At 72.6% G+C, this 23,438-nt stretch carries 23 protein-coding genes; 6 read left to right on the plus strand and 17 right to left on the minus strand.

The annotated features are described in order from the left end of the window. Window positions 1–89 precede the first annotated feature (89 nt). Together OG534_RS02035 and OG534_RS02040 are read left to right on the plus strand one after the other, a co-directional pair. Window positions 90–764: an ArsR/SmtB family transcription factor gene (locus tag OG534_RS02035; protein WP_326586331.1), complete on the plus strand. Its 675-nt coding sequence runs from the start codon at window positions 90–92 to the stop codon at window positions 762–764. After that, a complete protein-coding gene (locus OG534_RS02040) occupies window positions 761–2,194 on the plus strand; it encodes an MFS transporter (RefSeq protein ID WP_326586332.1) in 1,434 nt (477 codons plus the stop codon). Before OG534_RS02035 ends, OG534_RS02040 begins: the two co-directional genes overlap by 4 nt. A gap of 13 nt (window positions 2,195–2,207) precedes the next feature. On the opposite strand, the gene OG534_RS02045 is transcribed toward OG534_RS02040, so the two are convergent. The 5 genes from OG534_RS02045 to OG534_RS02065 all read right to left on the minus strand — a co-directional run bounded on the left by OG534_RS02045 (window position 2,208) and on the right by OG534_RS02065 (window position 7,173). Further along, window positions 2,208–3,623, minus strand: a complete 1,416-nt coding sequence (locus tag OG534_RS02045) for a serine hydrolase domain-containing protein (protein ID WP_326586333.1) — start codon at window positions 3,621–3,623, stop codon at window positions 2,208–2,210. Window positions 3,624–3,837: 214 nt separating this feature from the next. Then, entirely contained in the window at window positions 3,838–4,320 is a 483-nt protein-coding gene (locus OG534_RS02050; protein ID WP_326586334.1) for a phosphate-starvation-inducible PsiE family protein, read from the minus strand. Between the two features lie 87 nt (window positions 4,321–4,407). Continuing rightward, window positions 4,408–5,490 carry a hypothetical protein gene (locus tag OG534_RS02055; RefSeq protein WP_326586335.1) on the minus strand — a complete coding sequence of 361 codons (1,083 nt, stop codon included), beginning with the start codon at window positions 5,488–5,490 and terminating at the stop codon, window positions 4,408–4,410. A 140-nt stretch (window positions 5,491–5,630) separates the two neighbouring features. Continuing rightward, on the minus strand, window positions 5,631–6,428 hold the full coding sequence (locus OG534_RS02060) for a 3-hydroxybutyrate dehydrogenase (protein WP_326586336.1): 798 nt from the start codon (window positions 6,426–6,428) through the stop codon (window positions 5,631–5,633). 184 nt (window positions 6,429–6,612) lie between these two features. After that, the gene (locus OG534_RS02065; protein ID WP_326586337.1) at window positions 6,613–7,173 is read right to left on the minus strand and encodes a pyridoxamine 5'-phosphate oxidase family protein; all 561 of its coding nucleotides are present in this window, start codon (window positions 7,171–7,173) and stop codon (window positions 6,613–6,615) included. Window positions 7,174–7,415: 242 nt separating this feature from the next. Between OG534_RS02065 and OG534_RS02070 the strand changes: the two genes are divergently transcribed. Further along, complete coding sequence (locus OG534_RS02070; protein ID WP_326586338.1) at window positions 7,416–7,940, plus strand: hypothetical protein; 525 nt, start codon at window positions 7,416–7,418, stop codon at window positions 7,938–7,940. 80 nt (window positions 7,941–8,020) lie between these two features. On the opposite strand, the gene OG534_RS02075 is transcribed toward OG534_RS02070, so the two are convergent. Further along, a complete protein-coding gene (locus OG534_RS02075) occupies window positions 8,021–8,719 on the minus strand; it encodes an HAD family hydrolase (protein WP_326586339.1) in 699 nt (232 codons plus the stop codon). Between the two features lie 140 nt (window positions 8,720–8,859). Then, complete coding sequence (locus OG534_RS02080; RefSeq protein WP_326586340.1) at window positions 8,860–10,311, minus strand: L,D-transpeptidase; 1,452 nt, start codon at window positions 10,309–10,311, stop codon at window positions 8,860–8,862. 166 nt (window positions 10,312–10,477) lie between these two features. Here OG534_RS02080 and OG534_RS02085 point away from each other — a divergent pair, with 166 nt between their 5' ends. Then, window positions 10,478–10,984, plus strand: coding sequence for a GNAT family N-acetyltransferase (locus OG534_RS02085; RefSeq protein ID WP_326586341.1), 507 nt, complete (start codon window positions 10,478–10,480; stop codon window positions 10,982–10,984). Between the two features lie 54 nt (window positions 10,985–11,038). Here the strand turns inward: OG534_RS02085 and OG534_RS02090 are convergent, their stop codons facing one another. Further along, window positions 11,039–11,509 carry a hypothetical protein gene (locus tag OG534_RS02090; RefSeq protein ID WP_326586342.1) on the minus strand — a complete coding sequence of 157 codons (471 nt, stop codon included), beginning with the start codon at window positions 11,507–11,509 and terminating at the stop codon, window positions 11,039–11,041. Between the two features lie 221 nt (window positions 11,510–11,730). Here OG534_RS02090 and OG534_RS02095 point away from each other — a divergent pair, with 221 nt between their 5' ends. Continuing rightward, complete coding sequence (locus OG534_RS02095) at window positions 11,731–12,720, plus strand: NAD-dependent epimerase/dehydratase family protein (RefSeq protein WP_326586343.1); 990 nt, start codon at window positions 11,731–11,733, stop codon at window positions 12,718–12,720. Window positions 12,721–12,781: 61 nt separating this feature from the next. Here the strand turns inward: OG534_RS02095 and OG534_RS02100 are convergent, their stop codons facing one another. From OG534_RS02100 to OG534_RS02140, 9 genes are all read right to left on the minus strand, one after another. After that, on the minus strand, window positions 12,782–13,432 hold the full coding sequence (locus OG534_RS02100; RefSeq protein WP_326593418.1) for a MerR family transcriptional regulator: 651 nt from the start codon (window positions 13,430–13,432) through the stop codon (window positions 12,782–12,784). A gap of 102 nt (window positions 13,433–13,534) precedes the next feature. Beyond that, window positions 13,535–14,356, minus strand: coding sequence for a class I SAM-dependent methyltransferase (locus tag OG534_RS02105; protein WP_326586344.1), 822 nt, complete (start codon window positions 14,354–14,356; stop codon window positions 13,535–13,537). Between the two features lie 115 nt (window positions 14,357–14,471). Then, window positions 14,472–14,816, minus strand: a complete 345-nt coding sequence (locus OG534_RS02110) for a hypothetical protein (protein ID WP_326586345.1) — start codon at window positions 14,814–14,816, stop codon at window positions 14,472–14,474. 368 nt (window positions 14,817–15,184) lie between these two features. Beyond that, window positions 15,185–16,066, minus strand: coding sequence for an ABC transporter ATP-binding protein (locus tag OG534_RS02115; RefSeq protein WP_326586346.1), 882 nt, complete (start codon window positions 16,064–16,066; stop codon window positions 15,185–15,187). After that, entirely contained in the window at window positions 16,063–17,067 is a 1,005-nt protein-coding gene (locus tag OG534_RS02120) for an ABC transporter ATP-binding protein (RefSeq protein ID WP_326586347.1), read from the minus strand. Before OG534_RS02120 ends, OG534_RS02115 begins: the two co-directional genes overlap by 4 nt. Next, window positions 17,067–17,984: an ABC transporter permease gene (locus tag OG534_RS02125; protein ID WP_326586348.1), complete on the minus strand. Its 918-nt coding sequence runs from the start codon at window positions 17,982–17,984 to the stop codon at window positions 17,067–17,069. Before OG534_RS02125 ends, OG534_RS02120 begins: the two co-directional genes overlap by 1 nt. Beyond that, window positions 17,981–18,949 carry an ABC transporter permease gene (locus OG534_RS02130; protein WP_326586349.1) on the minus strand — a complete coding sequence of 323 codons (969 nt, stop codon included), beginning with the start codon at window positions 18,947–18,949 and terminating at the stop codon, window positions 17,981–17,983. Before OG534_RS02130 ends, OG534_RS02125 begins: the two co-directional genes overlap by 4 nt. Next, window positions 18,946–20,616, minus strand: a complete 1,671-nt coding sequence (locus OG534_RS02135) for an ABC transporter substrate-binding protein (RefSeq protein ID WP_326586350.1) — start codon at window positions 20,614–20,616, stop codon at window positions 18,946–18,948. The genes OG534_RS02130 and OG534_RS02135 overlap by 4 nt, the downstream gene beginning before the upstream one ends. Before the next feature lie 271 nt (window positions 20,617–20,887). Further along, a complete protein-coding gene (locus tag OG534_RS02140) occupies window positions 20,888–22,570 on the minus strand; it encodes an amidohydrolase (protein ID WP_326586351.1) in 1,683 nt (560 codons plus the stop codon). A 127-nt stretch (window positions 22,571–22,697) separates the two neighbouring features. Here OG534_RS02140 and OG534_RS02145 point away from each other — a divergent pair, with 127 nt between their 5' ends. Beyond that, on the plus strand, window positions 22,698–23,411 hold the full coding sequence (locus tag OG534_RS02145) for a TetR/AcrR family transcriptional regulator (RefSeq protein WP_326586352.1): 714 nt from the start codon (window positions 22,698–22,700) through the stop codon (window positions 23,409–23,411). Window positions 23,412–23,438 lie beyond the last annotated feature (27 nt).

Genomic DNA, 23,438 nt, shown 5'->3' on the forward strand with positions numbered 1-23,438 from the left:
GAGCCCCCGAGCCGCACTCCGAACCATTCCCCAAACAATGTCTGCAAAAATACTATGGGAAAACTCCCGGGCTGCCTTACCCTCCCGTCATGGTCAGCGAACAGCACGAGCACGAGCGCGTACTCGACCCCGAGCAGGACGCGGCGGCCCTGAAGGCGCTCACCCATCCCTTGCGCATCCGGCTGCTCGGCATGCTGCGGCAGGACGGCCCCGCCACCGCGAGCGAACTCGCGGTCGCAACAGGGGAGTCGTCCGCCGCGACCAGTTATCACCTGCGGGTGCTGGCGAAGTACGCGTTCGTCGCCGAGGCCGAGCATCGTGACGGCCGGGAGCGGCGCTGGCAGGCGGTGCACGCCGTGACCTCCTGGAGCAACAAGGCCATGGAAGCCTCACCGGACAGCCGCGCCTACGTCAGCCTGTCGCGCAGGACCCAGATCGAGCACCTGCGGTCGTCTCTCGTCCGGCACGAGGCGGACACCGGCGCCGGTCGCCTCGGTCCGGAGTGGACGGAACCGTCAGGGATCAGCGACCTGATGCCCCGTCTGACCCCGGAGTCCCTCACCGAACTGTGGCAGGCGATCGACCGCAAGCTGGAGGAACTGACGGCCCGCGATGCGGGGGATCCGCGTGCCGCACAGGTGGTGCTCCTGACAGCCGGACTCCCCCTCGCACCGCGTGACCCCGGCGGGGAGCCGGAGACATCCTCCCCTGCGAAGCCGGATGCCGAGCCCGAGGTCGAGCCGCATACCGAGGAGGCATCGTGACCAGGCCGCCGCTGGACCCACCCGCCGCGTGCCGTCGGTACGTCACGGTGAGCGTCCTCTTCTGGCTGCCGCTGGGACTGGCCATCTCCCCCCTGGTCCTGCTCTTCACCGAGCGCGGCATGGCCCTGGTCGCCATCACGGCCTTCTTCGCCGCACACTCCCTGTCCGCCGCCGTACTGGAACTGCCCACCGGGGGCCTGTCCGATGTCGTCGGGCGTCGCAGGGTGCTGGCCGCCGCCGGTCTGCTGAACCTGGCCGCTTTGACCCTCGTGGCCCTCGGCACCACTCCCTGGGTGCTCGCCGTCGGCATGACCTTGATGGGCGCGGGCCGCGCCCTGTCCAGCGGACCGGCCGAAGCCTGGTTCGTCGACACCGTCCAGTCTCACTCCGGCCCCGGCGCCGAACTGCGCACCGGTCTGGCCCGTGGCAGTTCCGCGACCTCCGCCGCGCTCGCGGCCGGCACCCTTCTCGGTGGAGGTCTGCCGTGGCTCTTCGGGCTCGCCCCCGGCCTCGGCACCTGGCTGGGCGAGTCCACCTCCGGGCTGGTGCTCCCGCTCTCCCTCCCACTGCTGCTGGGTGCTGCCGTCGAGGTCGTGTTCGTGCTGTACGTCCTGACCGCCCTGCCCGAGCCGCCCCGGCCACCTGCCACCCTGCGCGGCGTCGTCCGGGACGTTCCGGCGACCGTCATGGCTGGTCTGCGCCTCGCCGGACGCGACGCACTCGTCCGCCGGGTGATCCTGAGCGCCGCGGCCGCCGGGGCCGCCTTGGCCACGCTCGAACTGCTGACGCCAGGCCGTGCCGCAGGGCTCACCGGTACGTCGGAGTCCGGTGCGGTGCTCTTCGCGGGTCTCGCCTGCGCCGGTTTCGTCTGCTCGGCTCTCGGCAGCCACTTCGCGCCGTTCGTCGCGCGGCTCGCGGGCAGCGGCGAGCGCGCGGTGACCACGAGCCTGGGCATCAGCGCGGGCGGCCTGCTCCTGCTCGCGGCCACCGTCGCGGCCACGAGCCCGGTCGCCCTGGGCCTCGCGGCCGCGGGGTACGTCCTGGTCTACTTCGGTCTCGGCTCGGCAGGCCCGAGCGAGAACGACCTGCTGCACCGCCGGGTCGCGGGATCGGGACGCGCCACCGCCCTCTCCACGCAGTCCCTCGCCCTGCAACTGACCGCTGCCCTGGCCGGCCTGGCCGTCGGCATCCTTCCGGCGGGCCCGCTGCCCTGGCTGCTCGGGGGCACGGCCCTGCTGGCCGGAGCCCTGCTGTGGACCCGCCGCCGCAACGAGCCGGTGCCACCGGCCGGCGAGGCGGCACGACCGGCCACCACGCCGGAGCCGGCGCCGTTGCCCGAGCCGGCAACGGCGCCGCAACCGCAGCGCGTGCCGCCCTCCCCCGTCGCTGCCCCGGCAGGACAGCGACGGGAAGAGGGCCCCTCGTCCTGACTCTGCCGTCGGGTCAGCGGGCGGGGAGGGGCAGGGGCGCGGGGAGGAGCGAGACGGTCGGGGGCAGGGCGGGGGGTGCGGCCGGGGACTGCGTTGCCGGCGGCTCGGCCGAGCGGTTCTTCGCGGCGGGGTCCGGTGTGCGCGGCGTGGTGGTGCCGCACAGGGACTGGTCGCGGTAGTCCCTCATCGCGGCGTCGGCCGGGTGCGGGATGAAGGCCGTGTTGTCCGCGGTGAGGCGCTGGTACTTCATCAGGTTGTACCCGAGGGCGAACTGGCGGCTGCCGTCCGGGCTGGACATGGCCCACGTTCCGGCACCGAAGACGCCCCCGTCGTGGCCCCAGGCCGGGCCGCACGGCGTGTCCAGGGTGTAGATGCCGAGGCCGTAGCGCATGCCCACGGCTCCCGTCTCGTCCTTGACGTCGACGGTGGTGCGCATCTGGTCCAGCTGGCGGCGCGGCAGCAGGTCGCCCGTCAGCAGGGCGCGGTAGAAGGTGTTGAGGTCCTGCGGGGTCGAGATGAGTGCGCCCGCGGTGCCGGCCCAGGTCATGTTGTAGACGCTGTAGTCGCGCGGCGGGTCGATGAGCCCGTAGAAGTTCTCGTACATGCGGGCGTGCGCGCCGCGGATGTGCGGGTCGTTGCCCGGGAAGTAGGTGTCCCGCAGGCCCGCCCGCCGGATCACGTCCTGGGTGATCAGCCGCTCCGGGTCCTGGCCGGTCACCTTGCGGAGGATCTCGCCCAGCAGCACGTAGTTGGTGTTGGAGTAGGTCCAGTCGGTGCCGGGCTCGAACAGCTGCGGCCGGTCCACCCCGTACTTGATCAGCTCGGCGGGCCGTATCGTGCGGAAACGGTGGTCGTCCAGGCTGGTCGTGCTGCCCTCCAGCAGGGAGGGGAAGGCACCCGCTATGTAGTCGTTGATCCCGCTGGTGTGGTTGAGGAGCATGCGCACGGTCACCTTGCGGCCGCGCTCGCCGGGCAGGAGTTCGGGCACGTAGTCGCCGACCGGCCGGTCCAGCTCCACCCGGCCCTTCGCGGACTGCTGGAGCACGGCGACGGCGGTGAACGTCTTCGTCACGCTGCCGACGCGGTGGCGGAGGTCGGGGCGGACCGGGCGCCCGGTGGAGACGTCGGCGATGCCGGCGGCGCCGTCGAAGCGCTGGCGGCCGTCCCGGACGGCGGAGAAGATGCCGTACACGCCGGCCTCCTGGACCGCGTTCAGCCCGGCCTGCAGCTTGGCCCGGTCGAGGTGCTGCCGGGCCGCAGCCTGGGATTGAACGGGCAGCGGGCCCTGGCCCGCGGCGCTGGCGGCCGGGGCGAGGCCGGCGAGCAGGGCCACGGCGATGGCGCTCGCCGAGGCGGCGCGGCGCAGTCGCCGTGCGCGCCGGTCGGCGGGTCGGAGGGCAGGACGGTCGGCAGGACGGGTGTGGGGCACGGCGGCTCCTCGTCGGTGGCCCGTTGGGGCCCGGCGATCTTGGTCACCTCAATTCTTGACCCCCGACCTGCGGTGCGGACTCCTCCGCCAGGACGAACCGGGCATCAACCTGCAGAAGGAGAAGCACCTTGACAGGCCATTACATTTGTCACGTCCCCTCACGTCCCCTCACGCTCCACCGCATGACGCCACGCCTGTTCGCTCGCTCGCGGCGCTAGCTCGGCAGTTTCATCTCGGGGCGCGCGCCGATGGCCATGGCGCGACGCCAGATGAAGAGCGCGAGCGTCATGACGAGGATCAGCGCCGTGAGGATGACCAGTTCGATGCCCTGGACCTGCCAGCTGAAGGACTTCTCGGACTCGGCGGTCACGATGAGCACCTTGCGCACACCGGCGATCATGCCGACGACGAGGAAGGGTTCCGCGTTCAGTGCCCGGTCTCGGATGGTCAGGCGCACCGTGTGCAGGAGCTCGGCGACGATGAACAGCACCAGGCTGCTGTCCAGCGCCGACAGCACGATCGTCTGCTCTTCGTACGGTCCCCGGAAGGCCGCCACGACGTCGCCGACGACTCCGACCGCCAGCAGCGCGGCGAGCAGCACCAGGAACACCGCGACGACCAGGTGGATGACGTCCTCGGCCGTCTTCAGGGCGACCTGCACGCGAACGCCCTCGATCTTCTTGGACACCCCTGTCATGGACCGCATGCTAGGTCCACCGTACGAGCGAAGGCGGGCGCGGCCCGTGGCCGATCGGGTGACGGGGCCCGGCGCGGCCGTCCCGCCCTACGTCAGGCCGGGGCGGAACGCCCGTACGGCTCGCGAGAACAGCCGGAACCGGCGGGGCCACGTCGTTCCGCCGAGCCGGTCGACGTACAGACCCAGCTGGGGGTCGACGGCGCGCCGGCCTGTCTCCAACTGGACGGTCAGCGCCAGCTGCACGAGCTGTTCCAGCGCCGTCAGCGCCGGCACGGAGTCACGTGGCAGGGGTGCCGACACCTCGTACCGGTCCGAGGTCCGGTCCCAGGCCAGGCGTACCCCGCTGACCGGATGTACCACGGCCGTCCCGTCGGCCTCGGCGGCCGCGGCGGCGGTCGGCCCCAGGACCTCGCGGGCCTGCCGGGCGACCCCGTCCCAGGTGGCGAGGGCCGCGACCGGGCCGGTCGGGGCAGCGTCGGCGCGGAAGGTGATCACGTAGCGTCCGGGCACCCAGGTCCCGCCGGCGGCTTCCTCCGGGAGAACGTCGTCCGCCGGGTCATGCTCCTGCACGTGGGGAAACCGGCTGAGCAACCACTTCTCGGCGGTCACCAAGTCGCTCTCCCCCGCGCGGCCGACCCACCTCCGCAGCCGGTCGTCCGCCTCGGCCAGCACCTCCCCGGAGTCGACGGCCCGCTCGAAGCCGTACTCCAGCTCTTCCAGCTCTTCCAACTCCGCCGGATCGGCGGCTTCCGACTCCGTCGTCGCCTGCGCCTCGGTCGTCACCTTCGCCATCGGGCCGGACGGCGGCAGGAGCGCTCGCGCTCCATCGGTGCGTACGACCTCGTCGGCCGGTCCGTCCGCGACGCGGCGCCGGGTCAGCAGGAAGGACGTGGCGCTGCCGATCTCCTGGGCCTGGACGGCGAACACGTCCGGAGCGGGTCGCCAGGCCACCGTGCAGCGGAGGTACCCGTGCGTCGGATCGGCCAGGTGCGCGCGGGCCTCGGCGAGATCCGCGAAGGTGTACAGGTACCGGTCATCGATGTCGTCGGCGAACAGGAACACGGCCCCGATGCCCGCGTTCCCGCGCTCTGCCGGCGCGTCGCACACGTGCTCCAGGGCGAACGCCGCGAGCTCGTCCAACTGCCCGCCCGACGCCGCGCTCCGTGACATGAAGGTGCTTCCTCTCCGCCGACCGTTCTGCCCGCCGGATCATACGCGTATGCGAATACGCCGGGCCGATCCCGGGCGGCCGCCGAGGCACGGCCGACCGGCCGTATGACCGCATGACCGCATGACCCGGGCCGCGGTGTTCAGGCCGCGGTCCAGCCGCCGTCCAGGGGGATCGAGGCACCCGTGACGTAGCCGGTGTGCGGGCCGCAGAGCCACAGGACGGCGGCGGCGACCTCCTCCGGTTCGATCAGCCGCTTGACCGCGGAGCGGCTGAGCATCACGTCGGCGACGACCTGATCGGCGTCGATGCCGTGGGCGGCGGCCTGGGCCGCGATCTGCCGTTCCACCAGCGGGGTGCGGACGTAGCCGGGGTTGACGCAGTTGCTGGTGACCCCGTGCGGGGCGCCTTCGACGGCCGCGACCTTGCTCAGCCCTTCGAGGGCGTGCTTCGCGGTCACGTAGCCGGCCTTGAACGCGCTGGCGCGATGGCCGTGCACGCTGGAGATGTTGACGACGCGGCCCCAGCCCCGCGCGTACATGTACGGCAGGGTCTGGCGGAGCAGGAGGAAGGGGGCCTGGACCATCACGCGCTGCATGTGCTCGAACCGGTCCGGAGGGAACTCGTCCAGCGGGGCGATGTGCTGGAGTCCGGCGTTGTTGACCAGGATGTCGATGTCGGTGGGGAGTTCCCCGACGGGCCCGGCCTGCGCCAGGTCCACCACGTGGGCCCGCCCGCCGATCGACTCGGCGACGGACCGGGCCGCGGCGGCATCGACGTCCACCACGTGTACGTGGGCCCCGGCGGCAGCGAGCGCGGTGGCGCAGGCCCGCCCGATGCCGCTTCCGGCGCCGGTCACCAGGGCGGTGCGGCCCGCCAGGTCGATGCCCGCGGCTGCGGCTGCTGTGGGGTGGTCCACGGGAGGGGTTCCGCTTGTCATGGTCGGAATCATCCGGGACACGGACGGGCCGTTCCCATGTGCGCACCCGCCACAGTCGGGCCGGGGAGTGTGGCGGCCGCCGCCACGGGTGGCTCTGACGACACCACCGACCGGGCGTCGCTCCGGCCGCACGGGATGCCCACCCACGGGGTCGTGGGCCCGTTGCCGAGAACGTCCAGAACGTTCAGAACGTCCAGCGGGTGTGGGTGTAGACCCCGTCGTCCCGGCCGAAGCCGTACGCCGTGCCCGGGGCCACCGCGAAGACCATGTCGTCCCCCTTCCGGATCGCGTCCCCCATCCCGTGGAAGGTCCCTTCGGGCGAGGTCATGTGGTGCCCGTACTTCGTCTCGAACGCCGCGATCACCTCCTCCAGCACCGCCCGGTCGGCGACCTGCTCCGCCGTGCCCTCGATCACGAGGTCGAGCCCTTCGGTGAGCGAGTTGCCGCCGGTGGTCAGCGCGCAGTGCCCGTCGTGAGCGAGGTTCCTCGCCTTCTGCTCGCCCGGGCCGGTGGAGAAGTACAGCACCCCGGCGTGCCAGGCGGCGATCACGGGAGTGACGTGGAGCCGGCCGTCGGGGCGCACCGTGGACACCCAGAAGATCTCGGCCGCCTCCAGCTGTCGCTGCGCCTCGGCCCACTCGGTGGCGGTGACGTCCGCGGCACCCGGGCGAGGAGTGAGCGCGGAGTTGTAGCGGGCGTCGAGTTCGGTCGTCGCGGGTTGCTTCTCGGGACCCTGTGCCGACATCGCGGATCTCCTGCCTCTCCCCTGCACCCAGTCTCTACGGACCCTCTCCAGCCCCTGTATAGACCGGCTGCCCGCACCGAAGCCGCCGCCGCGCCGCCCGTCGGCCGCACATCCACCCCCGCCCACCGTCCGTGTGCCCCCGTGCCTGCGACGGAGCCTGCTCCGAGTCCGTCCATCCGCAGGGCGCCTCGGTCGGCGTACCCTCCTTCCTCGGGACAGGGCGAGGGCTGGGGTGCGCGGGTATGGGTGTGCGGGGGCGGGCTTACCGGTACGTTGGACCTGCCGAGCTGTTGGCGCTCGTCCGGCCCGGGTGCGAGGGCCGGAGGATTCGCTCGGCTGCGGACCTCGGGGACTGGGCTTCGGCGCTGCCGGCGGAGGAACTGGCCGAGCCCTTCACCTTCGTCGTCGACACCGCCGGTGTCCTGCGTCTCGCGCCGCGGCGCAGCGAGCACGTGGCGTGTGCCGGGGCGGAACCGGTTCTGGGAGCCGGTGAGATGGCCTTCCGCACGGAGTCCGGAGCATGGGCGGTCTGCGAGGTCAGCAACCAGTCGACCGGCTACTGTCCCGACGTCGGGTCGTGGACGGCTGTCGCGGACGCGCTGGACGCGGCCGGGATCGAGCGCCCGTCCGGGTTCACGCACGCGGTGGTGTTCCGGCGCTGCCCCGCCTGTCGCCGGCTCAACATCGTGCGGGACGGGGACTTCGTCTGCGTGTTCTGCGACGGGGCACTGCCGCCGGAGTGGAACGTGGACGGCAGTCACCTCTGACGCCGATGCCTGCTGGTCAATGACGCACCGTCACCGTCACCGTCACCTTTACCGGCGCTGACGGTCCGCGGAGTCGGCGGCTACGAGGACCCGAGCAGGTCCAGGAGCGGCGCCAGTCCCCCGGGGCGCTGATCGACCGGCAGGTGGTCGACGAAGTGCACCGGGCAGCCCAGGGCCCGCGCGCCGCCGTCCGCCCTGCGGTCGTCGCCGACCATCAGCACGTCGGCCGGCACCAGGCCGAGCCGGTCGCAGGCGGTCCGGAAGACGACCGGATCGGGCTTCTGCGCGCCCAGCTCGAAGGACAGCACGTAGGTGTCGACCAGCGCGTCCAGGCCGTGCGCGCGGAAGACCGGCCGGAGGTCCCATCCGATGTTGCTCACCACGGCCACCGGGACGCCCCGCCGCCGCAGTTCACGCAGCGTCGGTTCGGTGTCCGGGTACGGCTGCCAGGCGGCCGGGGTCATGTGGCGGTCGTAGAGCGCCTGCACCAGCTCCGCTGCCGGCAGCCCGGCCGCCTCCGCCAGCCCGCCGTAGGCGGCGCGGTGCTGCTCGGCGCTCATGTCCCGCTCGTGCCAGAGCGTTTCGAGGTGCGCGGGTATGTGCCGGGGCGCCGGCCCGCCCGGCAGGGCTCCGTACTCCGTCAGCCGCCGCGCCGTCTCGGCGAACTCCTCGTCGGCCAGCGTGATGCCGGTCGCCGCGAGGGTGGTGGCGAGCCACTCCTCGGTCGACTCGATGCGCAGCAGCGTGCCGGAGAAGTCGAACATCACTCCTTTGATCATGCGGTGATCGTAGGGCAGGCCCGGCCCCGCCCGTGAGCGGTCGCCGTACTGCGGCTCCCCGGTCCGTCCGCCGCCCACCCGACCCCGGGCACCATCCCCGACCCCGACCGCGACCGCGACCCCGACCGCGCCCGCGGCGGTCAGGTGGTCGGGTGCAGCCGGGACGGAGTGGTCGGTGAACTCTGCGGGCCGGCATCCATGGTGGCCAGGGCGCTGCCCGCCAGCCAGCTCCGCCAGTCCATGTTCCAGTCGCCGATGCCGTTGTCGAAGGGGGCCATCTTCGCTCCCCCGCTGTTGACCACCTCCACGATGTCCCCTTCGCGGACCGTCCGGAAGAACCAGGCGGCGTCCTCGGTGCTCATGCCCGTACAGCCGTGGCTGACGTTCTCCTCGCCCTGAGCCTCGACCGACCAGGGCGCGGCGTGGATGTACTCGCCGCTCCACGTCACGCGCGTCGCGTAGAGGACGGGCAGGTCGTAGAACTCCTTGGTGCCGCGCTTGATGCCGACGCTGTCCCCGCGCATCCGGACCTTGGGCTCCTTGCGCAGGACGACCTTGATGCCGCTGCGCGTCCTGAACCCCGCCTTGCCGGTGGTGACCGGGATCGTCTTGATGACCCGTCCGTTGCGGCGTACGGTCATCCGGTGGGTGGCGGAGTCGGTGACGGCCTCGATCCGGTCCGCGATGGTGAACTCCAGGGCGTCGGAGGGGCCGCCGTAGTCGTGGTCCCCGACCTGGACCCCGTCGAGACCGCTGCGGACGCGGACGACGGTGTGGGCGGGCCAGTACGTGCGCGGCCGGAAGTGCAGGGTCGAATCGTCGACCCAGTGCCAGGCGCCTTCGACGTGGGGCTCCGAGGTCACTTCCAGTGCCTGCTCCAGCCGGGCGCGGGCCGGGAGGTCGTCGGCGGGAACCGGCCGGCTGAGGGCGGCCGTCACGATCTCCCCCGCGCCGTACGTGCCGGGGCGGGGCCCGAACTCGACGGTCAGCCTGCCCCCGTCCGCGGGCGGCGCGGTCCGGAAGGCCATGGTCACGCCGACCGGGGTTCCCGCCTCGTCCTGGGCGCCGACCTGCACGGTGTAGGCCTGCCCCGCCCGCAGCGGCTCGGTGTTCGTCCAGCGCTCGCTGTGCGGGGCGAGTTCACCGGAAAGGTGGCGGCCGTGCGCGTCGCGTACGGTCACGTCCGTGAGGCGGCCCGGTTCCGCGAGGGTGATCTCCAGCGGGCCGCCGGCGTCCGTGGGAAGGACCTCCGTCCGGGCCGTGTGCGCCGCATCGCCGAGGGAGGGCTCCCTCAGTACGGATCCCACTCCGCGCGCGGTGGCCCGTACCCGCTGTTCCTGCCAGCCGCTGCACAGACCGGACCGGAACATGCGGACGTCGCACCCCGCCCCACCGGCCTCGCGGCCCTCGTCCAGCATCCTCCCGACCAGCAGGGTGAGCGCCGCTTCCCGCGGGGGACCCGCGAACGTCCCCTCCGAGTTGTCCGCACCGGGCGCCCGGCCCGGTGCCGCGGCGACGACCAGCATGGCCCCCGTCACCGCCGCAACGGCGCCCCACGCCTTGGTCGGTTGTGTCCGTCGCATTCGTGGCATAGCCGTATCAAACCGATGGGGAGACAAAATGATGATCATGGACTCGGCCCTGCGGCCGAACGGCACCCCAAGAGAACTCGTACGGAGCACAAACCGGTCGGCCGCGGCCGGGACGTGAGCCGAATACTCGGATGCCCCCGGGCGGCCCGCCCCGGACAATGCGTCCATGGCCATTCGCGCAGTACGCCCGGACGAACTGACCGTCCTCCAGGACGTCGAGCGGGCAGCCGGTCGCTGCTTCCGGGACATCGGCATGCCGGAGATCGCCGACGACGAACCGCTGACGACCGGTGAACTCGCCCGCTACCAGCGGGCCCGGCTGGCCTGGGTCGCGGTCGACGGGGCCGACGCACCGGTCGCCTACCTGATCGCCGACCGGGTCGACGGCAGCCTCCACGTCGAGCAGGTGTCCGTCCATCCGGACCATGCGCGCCGCGGCGTGGGCCGGTCCCTGCTGGAACACCTGGCAGGGCTGGCCGTGCGCGAAGAGGTCCCCGCGCTGACCCTCACCACCTTCACCGAGGTCCCGTGGAACGCCCCGTACTACGCGCGCTGCGGCTTCCGGCTCCTGAACGACGCCGGACTCACCCCCGGACTGCGGGAGATCCGCGCGCAGGAGGCGGCACACGGTCTGGACCGGTGGCCCCGCGCCTGCATGCGGCGGGACCTGTGACGACCGGGCCGACCGGGCGCTGCCCGGCGGCTGCCCGGCGGCTGTCCGCGCCGCTCAGATGCCGGCCGACGCCATCTCGATGATCGACCGGTAATGGGCTGCCGCGGACACCACGCAGGCGCGGTAGGTGCGGTTGTCCCTGACCACCAGGAAGTAGTCCCTGATCTGCTTCCAGTACTGGCGCAGGTAGCTGAGCCCCGGCACGAAACCCGGGGGCCTGGGGACCAGGGCGAAGGCCTCGGAGCACTTGAGGATGCCGCCGGTCACCTCCGACAGCACGTCCGCCACCTCGGCGTTCATGTTCCAGCCCGCGGCCAGTTCCGGGGTCCAGATAGAACCGGCGATCTCCCGCAGCCGCTCCTGCTCCTCGGGGGTCGGATCGCTCTCGATGGCCGGCGCACCCACCGTGACCGGGTGGCCGCCGGCGGCACCGGCGGCCTGCGCGGGCACCGCGGCGCCCGCCCCGAGCAGGGCACCCGCGGCGACCAGTGCCACCGCCGAAAGCCTGAGTGAACGTACCGCCATGTCCGCCCCTCCCGCCGTACCGGAAATCCGTTGCCAGGATCGCGCGTTGAGATTTCCATGCCCCTGTCACGCAGTCAACGGCGCCTCGCGGGCCTGGCCGGATCCGTACCCGCACCCCGCCTTCTCCCCGCCCTCTCCCCATCCGCACCCCTCCCACACCTGTCCTTCGCCGAGCGCGAACCGAGCTCGCGGGTGCACCCCCGATGTGCTGAGGTAGCGGGATGGATCTTCTGATACTGGGCGGGACCGCATGGTTGGGCCGTGAGATCACGCGGCAGGCACTGGAGCGCGGGCACGAGGTGACCTGCCTGGCGCGCGGCGAGAGCGGCGCCGTCGCCCCCGGTGCCCGGCTGGTGGCGGCGGACCGGAAGCAGGAGTCCGCCTACGACGAGCTCCTCGACCGCGACTGGGACGCGGTGATGGAGGTGTCGTGGCAGCCGGGCTTCGTCCGGGGCGCGCTCGCGGCCCTCGCCGGGCGGGCCAGGCACTGGACCTACGTCTCCTCCATCAGCGCCTACGCCGACCACGGCACGGTCGGCGCCGACGAGTCGGCCGCGCTGCTCGCCCCGGCCGACGGGCCGTACGTGGAGCGGGAGGAGTACGGCGAGGCCAAGGTCACCTGCGAGGCGGCCTCGCTCGCGGCGGTGGGAGACCGGCTCGTCATCGCCCGGGCCGGCCTGATCGCAGGGCCCGGCGACCACAGCGGGCGGTCGGGGTACTGGGTGGCCCGCTCCGCTCGCGAGGTGGACCAGCCGATGCTCGTCCCCCGTTCCCCCGGCCTGCCGACGCAGGCGGTCGACGTGCGCGACCTCGCGGGCTGGCTGCTGGACCTCGCGGAGAAGCGCGCCGCCGGAACCTTCGACGCCGTCGGGCCCGTCGTCCCCTTCGACGAGTGGGTGGACCTGTCGCGGCGCGTGGCCGGGCACACCGGGCCGGTGGCGTCGGTGGAGGCCCAGTGGCTGCTCGATCAGGGGGTCGGGCCGTTCATGGGCCCCGAGTCGATGGCCATGTGGATGCCGGATCCCCTGTGGGCGGGCTTCTGTGCGCGCAGCGGAGCCGCGGCGCGCGCGGCCGGGCTGCAGCACCGGCCGCGTGTGGAGATGCTGGAGGACCTGCTGCGGTGGGAGCGCGCCGAGGGGCTGGACCGGACCCGACGGGCCGGCCTGAGCACGGCCCGCGAGCGCGAGCTGCTCACCGCACTCGACGGCTGAGAGCGCCCCGGAGCGTCCGGGGGGCGGCCGGGGCGGCCGACGGTGGGGCTGAACCCGCGGGTCACGACAGGCCGTACCGCCGGGCCGACTCCTCCTCCTGGGCGAGTCGGTGCAGCGCCTTGAGCACCGGCTGGAAGAGTATGGCCGCCGCGACGGCCGCCTCGGCCTTCTGTGCCTCGGAGGGGTACGCCTCCACCAAGTCCAGGTCGCGCACGGCCGCTTGGTGCATCAGCCGGGCGTACGGGGCCATCAGGGCGGCATCCCACGGATGGCCGAGCCGGATGAGCGTGGCCACCCACGCCACGAGCGACCGGTGGACGGGGGACAGGTCGCCCAACTCCCGGGCGGTGGACCAGCCGAGCACGCCGACCTCGGCGCGCGCGGTGACCACGGCCTCGTCGTCGCCCTGCTGGTCGCCCGGCCCGGGCTCCTCGGGCAGCGCCCACTGGGCCGTGCCGAGGCGGATCGTCCGGCCCAGGGAGTCGTCGTCGACGTGCCGGAGCACTTCACGGACCGTTGCCACCGGGACCTGGCCGACCTGGCCGACCTGGATCATCGCGCGGACCAGCCGCAGCCTGCGCAAGTGGCCGTCGTCGTAGTCGGCGGTCGTCGCGCTGACCCGATGGCCCGGCGGCAACAGCCCTTCGCGCAGGTAGTACTTGATCGTGGCGATCGCGACGCCGCTCCGCTCACTCAACTCCGCGAGCCGCACTCTCCCGAACCCTCCCTCGGCCAGTGCGGCCAGTGCGACCATCCCACCATGTGACGGTTGGACGGCGGCGGGCCGGGCCCGGTCAGTGAACCGGGCCTCCGGTCACGGCCGAGGCCTCGTCGCGAGGGTGGCCGTGACGGCGACGGTCCGGGTGTACGTGCCGCCCGGGTCGTGGTCCAGCAGGGCCTGACGCAGCGCGGACTCGAAGGCCCCCTGCCGGTCGCCGAGCAGGGCCGGACTGGACCGGGGGAAGGAGAGCTGGAGGCCGACCAGCTGGTCCGCGGTGAAGCGCAGACGCTGGTTCCAGACGGTCGTGTCGATACGGGAGAACGCCGACTTCGCAAGGTGCTCGTCCAGGTCCTCGGGACGGGCCTGGTCCTCCGGACGGGCCGGGTCATCCGGACCGGCCACGCCGTCCTCCGTGCGCCCGTCGGCTCCGAGGAAGTGCGCGCACACCTCCTCCACGACGGAGATCCAGGGCGGACTCTGCCCCTCCGGACCGGCCGCGGAGGAGACGAGGACGATCCCGCCCCGGGGCGCGAGCATGGCGTCGAGGTCGGCCAGCACCCGTACCCGGTCCATCCGGCGGAACGCGCTGCCGATGACGCACAGGTCGATCCGGGGCAGGCACAGCCGGCTGACCACGGAGGCGTCACCCTCCAGCCAGGAGACGTTCGTACAGCCGTGCTCCTCGGCGAGCCTGCGCCCTTCGGCGAGCATGGCCGGTTCCGGGTCGACGGCGTAGACGTGGTCGACCAGCGGCGCCAGGGCCATGCTGTTCGCGCCCGGCCCGGCGCCGAGGTCCAGTACGGTCTGCCAGCCGTCGAGGGCGAACCGGTCCGCGAGCAGCCTGTAGAACTCCGCCGGGTACGGCGGCCGGTAGCGGGCGTGAAAGGGGGCGGCGGACGCGAACGGGGTGCTCATGGGGTCCTCCCTGGCCGGGGTTGCATCCGCCGATGGTGAATCACAACCCGGAGTTCGGCAGCGAGTGGCGCCCCGAATCCCCCGTACGGATGTCTGCCGTGGCGTGAGGCCATGATCAGCCGGCCTGTGACACCCCCGGGGCGAGGACGAGGTGCGTGCGGCGCGCGGGAGGTCGCCAGATGAACGTGTCTGCGATTTCGGCGCTGAAGGCATGCGCCTGCCACTGGCCGGTGATGTCGCGCCAGTGCTCGATGACGGCGTTGCGTTCGCCTGCCGCCTTCGTCCGGTCGTAGCCGAGGCCGAATTCGTAGACGCGACCCCCGTCCGACACGGCGACACCGGTCTCCGAGTGGGGCCCGTCCGGGAAGAGGTAGACGAGGACGGTGGTGGAGATGATCAGCCCGCGCTCGGCCAGCAGTTCTCGTAGGCGTGCCCAAAGGCTGTACGGACTCGTCCGCATCAGCCGAGTGCAGTTCACATGGACCCCTGCCGGCCGGCAGGGGTCGGCTGTGTGTTCGGGGAGCAAGGAAGCCAGCGCTTTCCAGGCCTCGGACGCCTCTGCCGGGATCGGTGCGTCTTGGCGCAGCTGTCCGGCTGCGGTCCCGGGCGAGAAGGCCGCGGTGTCCTGCGGGGACGTTGCCGCCGCCCGTGGGCGGGACGGCCGGCGGTGACGAGACGACTCGTGTCGGAGCCGTCCGGGGAGCCTACGAGGCATGGGCCTTTCGGATGGTCATGCCTCGTATCCTGCCATGTCCACAACCGTTTTCGCCCGGTCGGCGCCCGGCTTCGCGAGGTGTCCCCGGCGCCGCCGGCGTCGCCCGCGGGGCGCTACGGCGCCGCGGCCGGTCGGCTGCCTCCCCGGGAGGCTGTGCCCGTGGGCGGGGCGAGACGGCGCCGGTTGCGGCTGATCGAGTCGGGGTCCCAGCCCGGGCGGGGTACGGATGCCAGCAGCAGCTTGGTGTAGGGGTCCCGGGGGGAGGTGAGGAGTTCCGAGACGGGGCGGTGCTCCATGGTGCGGCCCCGGTACATGACGAGGGCCTCGTCGCAGACGTAGCGGACGACGGCCAGGTCGTGGCTGACGAAGACCAGGCCGATGCCGGTGTCGCGCCGGATGTCCGACAGCAGGTTGAGCACCTGCGCCTGGACGGACACGTCCAGGGCGGACACGGCCTCGTCGAGCACCAGCACGGCGGGTTCGACCGCCAGCGCCCGGGCGATCGCCGCGCGTTGGCGCTGCCCGCCCGAGAGGCGGCGGGGCAGGGCGGCCGCCTCCCGGTCGCCCAGGCCCACCTGGGCGAGCAGCTCCCCGACCCGGGCGGCCCGGGCCGTACGGTCGCGGGTCCCGTGCAGCCGGAGCACGCCGTCGATGGTCGCGCCGATGCTGATCCGGGCGTCCAGGGAGAGATAGGGGTCCTGGAAGACGATCTGGACGGCCTTGGCCCGGGCCAGCCGCGCCGCCCTTCCCCGTACGGACGCGGCCAACGGCTCGCCCTGGACGAGGATCTGTCCCGCGTCCGGGCGTTCGAGGCCGATCAGCATCCGGGCCGTGGTGGTCTTCCCGGAACCGGACTCGCCGACGATGCCGAGGGCCCCGCCCGCCCGGAGGGTGAACGACAGGTCGTCGACCGCGACGACCTCGCTCCCGCCCGTCCGGTAGGTCTTGCGCAGTCCGCTCACCCTCAGGAGCGCGGGAGTGGGGTCGGTGGTCAACGGTCCTCCTGGCGGGATGCGGGGGACGGGGCCGCCGCCGCCCCGGCGAGTTCGGCGGTGCGGTGGCACGCGACCTCCGCCGGGCCGTGCCGCCGCAGCACGGGCGGGGCCTGGTCGCAGCGGCCGGGCTCGGCGAACCGGCAGCGCGGCGCGAAGCTGCAGCCCGGAGCGGACTCCAGCAGTCCCATCGGGGCGCCGGGGATGGGGATGAGGCGGTCGAGCGGGCCGTCGAGCGGCGGTGACGAACCGAGCAGGCCCGCGGTGTAGGGGTGCCGGGGGGAGGCGAAGAGTTCCCCGACGGGCGCCGTCTCGACGATCCGGCCCGCGTACATCACGTAGATCCGGTCGCTGACCGCTGCCGCGAGCTCGATGTCGTGGGTGATGAGGAGGAGGCCGAGGCCCCGTTCGCGCTGGAGCCGGCCCAGGATCGCCAGGATCTCCGCCTGGGTGCTGACGTCGAGCGCGGTGGTCGGTTCGTCGCACAGCAGCAGTCGCGGTTCGGCGGTGAGGGCCGCGGCGATGACGACGCGCTGGAGCATGCCGCCGGAGAGCTCGTGCGGGTACTGGTTCATGTGCCGGGCGGGGTCGGGCAGGCCGACCGCGCCGAGCAGGTCGACCGCCCGGGCGGCGGCCTGGGCCTTGGACCAGCCGTGGACCAGGCGCAGCGGCTCGGTGAGGAAGTCCCCGACGCGGCGTACCGGGTTGATGGCGGCCCGGGGGTCCTGGTAGATCATCGCGGCCTTGGCGGTCCGTACCTCGCGCAGGCTCGCGGCGTCGGCGCCGACCAGGTCGGTTCCGTCGACGCGGACCCGGCCGCCGACTTCGGCACCGTCCGGGAAGAGTCCGAGGGCGGCGCGGGCGGTGACCGATTTCCCCGAGCCGGATTCGCCGACCAGGGCGACGACCTCCCCGGCGCGGAGCTGCAGGTCGATGCCGTCCAGGATCGGGCGGGCCATGGCGGGCAGCGTGACGCTGAGGGCGTCGTAGGCGAGCAGTGTCATCAGGAGTCCCTCCCCGCGAGCCGGTCGCCGAGGCTTTCCCCGACGACGTTGAAGGCGACGACCACCAGGACGACCGCGACGGCCGGCGCGATCGCGGAGAGCGGCTGGCCCTGCAGCACGGCGGCCTGCCCCTGGTTGATCATGGCGCCCCAGTCGGGGGTCGGTGGCTGCACGCCCAGCCCGAGGAACGAGAGGGCGGCGAGGTCGAGCAGTGCGTACCCGAAGTTCACCGTCGACTGGGCGAGCAGGGTCGGGGCGATGTTGGGCAGCATCCTGCGGACCGTCACGAACAGGGCGGAGTGGCCCTGGACCTGGTAGGCGGCGATGTAGGGCCGGGCCTTCTCCTGCACGGCCAGGCCGCGCACCAGGCGTGCGCTGTACGGCATGTAGGCGATCGCCATGGCGATCACCGGCGCTGTCATCCCCTTGCCGAAGAGGGCCACCGCGAGGATCGCGAGCAGCAGTGCGGGGAAGGCGAACACGACGTCGAGCACCCGGCCGGCCACGGTGTCGATCCATCCGCCGCGCCACGCGGTGAACAGGCCGACGGCCGTGCCCATGAGGGTGGAGAACAGCACCACCGCGAGGGGTCCGGCGAGGCTCGTCCGGGTGCCCTCGATCAGCGCGGAGAACGTGTCGTGGCCGCCCTGGTCGGTGCCCAGCCAGTGCTCGGCGCTCGGGCCCAGGAGGGTGTCGCCGAGCCGGCCGAAGGTCGGGTCCTGGGGCGCGAGCCACGGCGCCAGCAGCGCCACCAGGACGAACAGGACGAGCAGCACCAGGCAGAACTGCTGGAGCCTGCTGCCGCCGAGGGTCCGGAGCCCGGTCAGCAGCCGGGTCAGCGGGCCGCGGGCGGTGGCCCCCCGTGCGGTCCCTGTGGCGTGTGTGGTGCGTGTGGTGCGTGTGGTGCGTGTGCTCATCGTGCGCTCCCCGCTGCCGCCATGCGCGGATCGATCAGCGGGTGCACCAGGTCGACGAGGGCGTTGACCACGACGAACGCGGCCACGACCAGCAGGACGATCGCCTGGACGACCTGGAAGTCCAGCTGGTCCACCGACTGCACCAGCAGCGAGCCCACCCCGGACATCCCGAACGCGGTCTCCACGATCGCGGTGCTGACCAGCATCCCCGAGACCAGGAGGGCGGAGACGGTCACGATCGGCCCCAGCGCGTTGCGCAGGACGTGGCGCCGGATGACGGTCCGGCGGGGTGTGCCCCGGCTCAGGGCGACCTCGACGTGTTCGCGGCGCAGTTCGTCGAGCATCGCGGAGCGGGTCACCCGGGTCACCAGGGCCACGAAGGTGACGGACAGGGCGGCGGCCGGAAGCACCACGTGGTGCAGCCGGTCCAGGATGCCGGTGCCGTTCCCGATCGTCGGGAACCAGCCCAGCTGCACGCCCAGTACCGAGCGGAGCAGCAGGGCGGCGACGAAGGCGGGCGCGGCGGCCCCCACCGTCACCAGGAGCATCAGGGAGCGGTCGGTCCGCGTTCCCCGCCGCAGGGCGCCCACGATGCCGGACCCGATGCCCACCACCGCGATCATCAGGGCCGATACGCCGATCAGCAGCATGGAGGCGGGCAGCCGCGACCAGATGACGTCGCCGACGTCCTGGTGGAAGAGGTACGAGCGGCCGAAGTCGCCGTGCAGGACGCCGTCCAGCCAGTTCCAGTACCGGACCAGGAACGGCTCGTCGAAGCCGTACTGCCGGCGGATCTCGGCGAGCTCCTGCGGGCTGGGGCTGCGCCCCTTCACCAGGAAGGAGGCGGGGTCCCCCGGCGCCAGGAACAGGGAGGCGAAGACGAGGAAGGAGGTGACGAGCAGGGTCGCCGCCATGCCGGCCAGCTTGCGCAGCACCCGTCCGGCCCGTGCCACGGCGGCCGTCATCCCTTGGCTCCGATCTCGGCCGCCCACGGGTAGTAGAGGTAGGCGATGGACGGCTGGACGCCGGTGATCCGCTTGCCGAGGAAGACGCTCACGGGCTGGGTGTACAGGGGCAGCCAGGGCAGTTCCCGCGTCGCGATCCGATGGGCCTCGGCGTTGGCGGCGGTGTGCTCGACGGCGTCGTACGTGCCGATGGCCTTGTCGACGGCCGCGTCGAAGGCGGGGTCGGACCAGCCGCCGTAGTTGCTGAACGCGCCGGTCTGCAGGGAGCCGTACATGTCCAGCGGGTCGGTGATGGACGTGTACCAGAAGGTGAGGAAGAGGTCGATGCCCTCGCGCGCGGCCGGGTCGGTGAAGAGAGTCGTGTACTTCTCCGCGGAGAGGGACTCGATCTGCGGCTTCAGTCCGATGGCCGTGGCGGCCTGGGCGACGGCCTGGGTGATGATGGTCGTCTGGGAGTCCAGCGGACTGGTCGCGATCACGATCTTCTGGCCGTTCACGCCGGCCTCGGCGGCGAGCGCCTTGGCCTTGGCCGGGTCGTACGGGTACCTGGGGAGGTCCTTGAGGATCGCGTCCCGGGTCGTGTCGGGCGCGTCCTTCCAGAGGTTGTCGGTGACCAGCGAGTGGGCGACCTCGCCGACCCCGCCGGCGCCGGCCTTGAGGATGCCCTCGCGGTCGACGGCCATGAGCAGGGCGCGCCGCACCCGGGCGTCGCCCAGCGGTCCCTTGAGGTTGCTGACCACCTCGTCGGCGACCGTGGTGTTGCGGCCGAAGTAGAGCGTTCCGGCCTGGGTGTCGCGCAGTTGGGCGTAGGCGTTCGGCGGGACCATCCAGCCGCCGTCGACCTCACCGCTCTGGAAGGCGTTGACGCGGGTCGTGGCGTCGGCCAGGAAGACGAACTTCACCTGGCCGGACCTGGCCTTGAGCGCGGGGTTCCAGTAGTCGTCGAAGCGCTTGAGCGTGAGCGACTGGCCGGAGGTCCAGGAGTCGAAGGAGAAGGGGCCGGTGCAGTTCACGCCGGTCTGCGGATTTCCGTAGTCCTGGCCGGACTTGGCGAGGGTGGCGGCGGACTCCACCGTGCCCGGACTGGCGGCGAGGTACTTGTTGAAGGTCGAGTCGGGCTGGGTCAGGGTGACGGTGACCTCCAGCGGCCCGGTCCGGTCGACCGACTTCACGTTCCGGAAGGGGTAGGCCCAGACACTGGCCGTCTCCGGGGCGAGGTTGCGGCGCAGCGAGGCCACGACGTCGTCGGCGGTGAGCGTCGTCCCGTCGTGGAAGCGCACGCCGGGGCGGATCTGGTAGACCCAGGTGGTGGGGGTCGGGTTGGTGTACGAGGACGCGAGGTTCGGCGAGGTCGTCAGATCGGGGTTCCAGCGGAGCAGGCTCTCGCAGACGTTGGCGAGGATCTGGTTCGGCGGGTAGTCGAACGAGTGGGCGTAGTCGATGCTGGCCGGCTCCGCGAAGATCGACCAGGTGAAGGAGTCCACGTCGCCGGTGGCGTCGGGCGTCCTGTCGGTGAGCTGGAAGGCGGTGGTGCCGTCCTTCGCCTGGCCGGCGGTGCCGCTGCACGCGGTGGTGATGAGCACCGCGGCCGCCGCGAGGGCGGCCGCCACTGCGTGGCGGATCCGGCTGCGCCGGTACAGCGGGGTTCCCGATGTGGCTGATGACATCGTCTGGCTCCCTGAGGGGTGAGCGTGGTGGGGTGCGTGGTGCTCGGCCGGTGGCGGCCCGGCCGGTGACTGCGCGGTCCGCCGGCAGTCCGTGATCAGCGCGTCAGCGCCTCGATGTGCGGGTGGCTCGGAGCGCGGGGGCGCGGGGGCGCGGGGGCGCGGGGGCGCGCGTGCCCGGGAGGGCCGGACGGCCGGTGCGCTGGTGAGCCATTGCGCCGGTGAGCCGTTGCGCCGGTGAGCCGTTGCGCCGTTGCGCCCGGGGCTCCGCTGCTCAGTCCGTCGCGGCGAAGACGAGTTCGCCGTCGAGGTAGGTCCGGAGCACGCGGGTCTCCGCGATCTCCTCGCCGGGGTGGGCGAAGGGATCCCGGTCGAGGACGACGAGGTCCGCGTACTTGCCCACCTCGACGGTGCCGGTGACCTCGTCGAGGTGGTTCACCCAGGCGCTGCCCGCGGTGTAGGCGGTCAGCGCCTGGGCCAGGGTCAGGGCCTGCTCCGGGAAGAAGGGCGGCAGGGGTTCGAACGTCCCGGTCGTGTGGGGGGCCTCGTCGGGTACGGCGCGGTTGACGGCGACGTGGATGCCCCACAGCGGGTTGGGGCTGCTCACCGACCAGTCGCTGCCGGCGACGAGGCGGGCTCCGGCGCGCTGCAGGTCCCCGAACGGGTACTGGAGGGCGGCCCGTTCGGGTCCCAGGAAGGGGATGGTGAGCTCGTCCATCTGCGGCTCGTGCGCGGCCCACAGCGCCTGGATGTTCGCGGCCGCCCCCAGGCTCGCGAAGCGCGCGATGTCGTCGGGGTGGACGATCTGCAGGTGGGCGAGGTGGTGGCGGTTGTCGTTGGCGCCGTTGGCCGTACGGGCGGCGTCGAGTGCGTCGAGCACCTCCCGCACGGCACGGTCCCCGAGCGCGTGGAAGTGGAGCTGGAAGCCCGAGCGGTCGAGGCGGGACACGGCTTCGGTGAGCACGTCGGGGTCTATGAAGCTCAGCCCGGAGTTGGCGGTGGCGCAGCCGCAGCCGTCGAGGTAGGGCTCCAGCAGGCCGGCCGTGAAGTTCTCGGCGATGCCGTCCTGCATGATCTTGACGCTGGTGGCGTTGAAGCGCCCCACCCGGCCGGTGCGGCGGCGCTCCTCCAGCTCGGGGATCTGTTCCAGGCCTCGTTCGCGGTCCCACCACAGGGCGCCGACGACGCGGGCGCGCAGCGAACCCTCGCGGGCGGCGCGCAGATAGACGCCGTAGTTGTCGGGGTTGCCGGGGAAGGCGCCGATCATGGCGTCCTGCCAGCTGGTCACACCGAGCGAGAACAGGTGCTCCTGCGCGGCGAGCAGCCCCGCGTGCGCCTCGTCCGGCGTGGCGATGGGCACGTGGCGGGCCACCAGGTCCATGGCGCCCTCCTGGAGGGTGCCCGCCGGGGTGCCGTCGGCCTCCCGCTCGATCCGGCCGTCCGCCGGGTCGGCCGTCGTGCGGTCGACGCCCGAGAGTTCGAGCGCGCGGGTGTTGACCCAGGCCCCGTGGCCGTCCCGGTTGGTGAGCATGACAGGTCGGTCCGGCACGACCGCGTCGAGCATGGCGCGGGTCGGGGTTCCCCCGGGAAAGACGTCCATGGACCAGCCGCCACCGCGGATCCAGGCCGCCTCGGGGTGCTCCTTGGCGTAGCCGGCCACCACCGCCAGGTAGCCGTCGATGGAGCGCTCCTCGCTCAGGTCGCAGCTGAGCATCTGGACGCCGGCCACCGCCGGGTGGACGTGGGCGTCCTGGAACCCCGGGACGAGCAGTCCGCCCGCGAGGTCGACCACCTCGGTGTCCGCGTCGGCGAGGGAGTGCACCGTGGCGGTGTCGGCGACGGCGAGGATCCGCCCGCCCCCGATGGCGACGGCGGCGTCGATCGGCGTCGGACGGGTCCCGGTGAACACCTTCCCGCCCACGAATACGGTGTCGGCCCGCTGCCTGTTGTTGGACATCGACGCATCCTCCGGCTCGGCGGGTGAACCCGCTCGGCTTGTTGTTGAGGAGGAGTGAACGGGAGCGCAACAATGTTGTCAACGGTGTTGCGCTGGCTCTGTTCCAAATCGATACACTGGCCGCACCATGCCGAAGCCATCCGACACACCCGCCCGGTCCAAGCGCGCGGGCAGCCAGCTCACACCCGACGCGATCATCGAAGCGAGCCTGCGCATCGCGGCTCGCGGCAGCGAGGACGCCTTCACCGTCCGCCGCCTCGGCGAGGAGCTCGGCGCCGACCCGACCGCGATCTACCGGCACTTCCGCGACAAGGACGAGCTCCTGCTGTCCGTCGCCGACCGCACGCTCGGCGAGGTGCTCGACAGCATCCCCGAGGGCCTCGACTGGAAGGGCCGGCTACGGGCGCTCGCCGACGGCTCGCTGGAGGTCGCGCTGAAGTACCCGGTGGTCGGATCGACCATGGCCAGCCGGACCACCCGGCGGCCCAACGAGTTCCGGGTCGTCGAGCTCATCCTCGGCGCCGTCACGGAGGCCGGGCTCGACGGCGCCGAGGCGGCCGTCCACTACCGGATGGTCGGCGACTCGCTCCTCGCGTACGTCGGCCAGCGCGCGGCCTACCTGTTGTTCGACCCGGACGTCCGGGAGGCCGACGAGTCCTCCTGGAGCCGGGAGTACCGCCTGGTCGACCCCCAGGGGTTCCCCCACATCACCCGACTGAGCACGCAGCTCGCCGAGGTGACGGACGAGCAGATCTTCCTGGCCAGGGTCGAGGCGCTGATCACCGCGATCGAGAAGCGCGTCGAGACGCTCCGCGCGACCTCAGCGCCGTCCCGTGAATGAGCGCCTGATCCAGGACCGGTTTCCGAC

It is taken from the genome of Streptomyces sp. NBC_01294, assembly GCF_035917235.1.
Lineage (GTDB): Bacteria > Actinomycetota > Actinomycetes > Streptomycetales > Streptomycetaceae > Streptomyces > Streptomyces caledonius.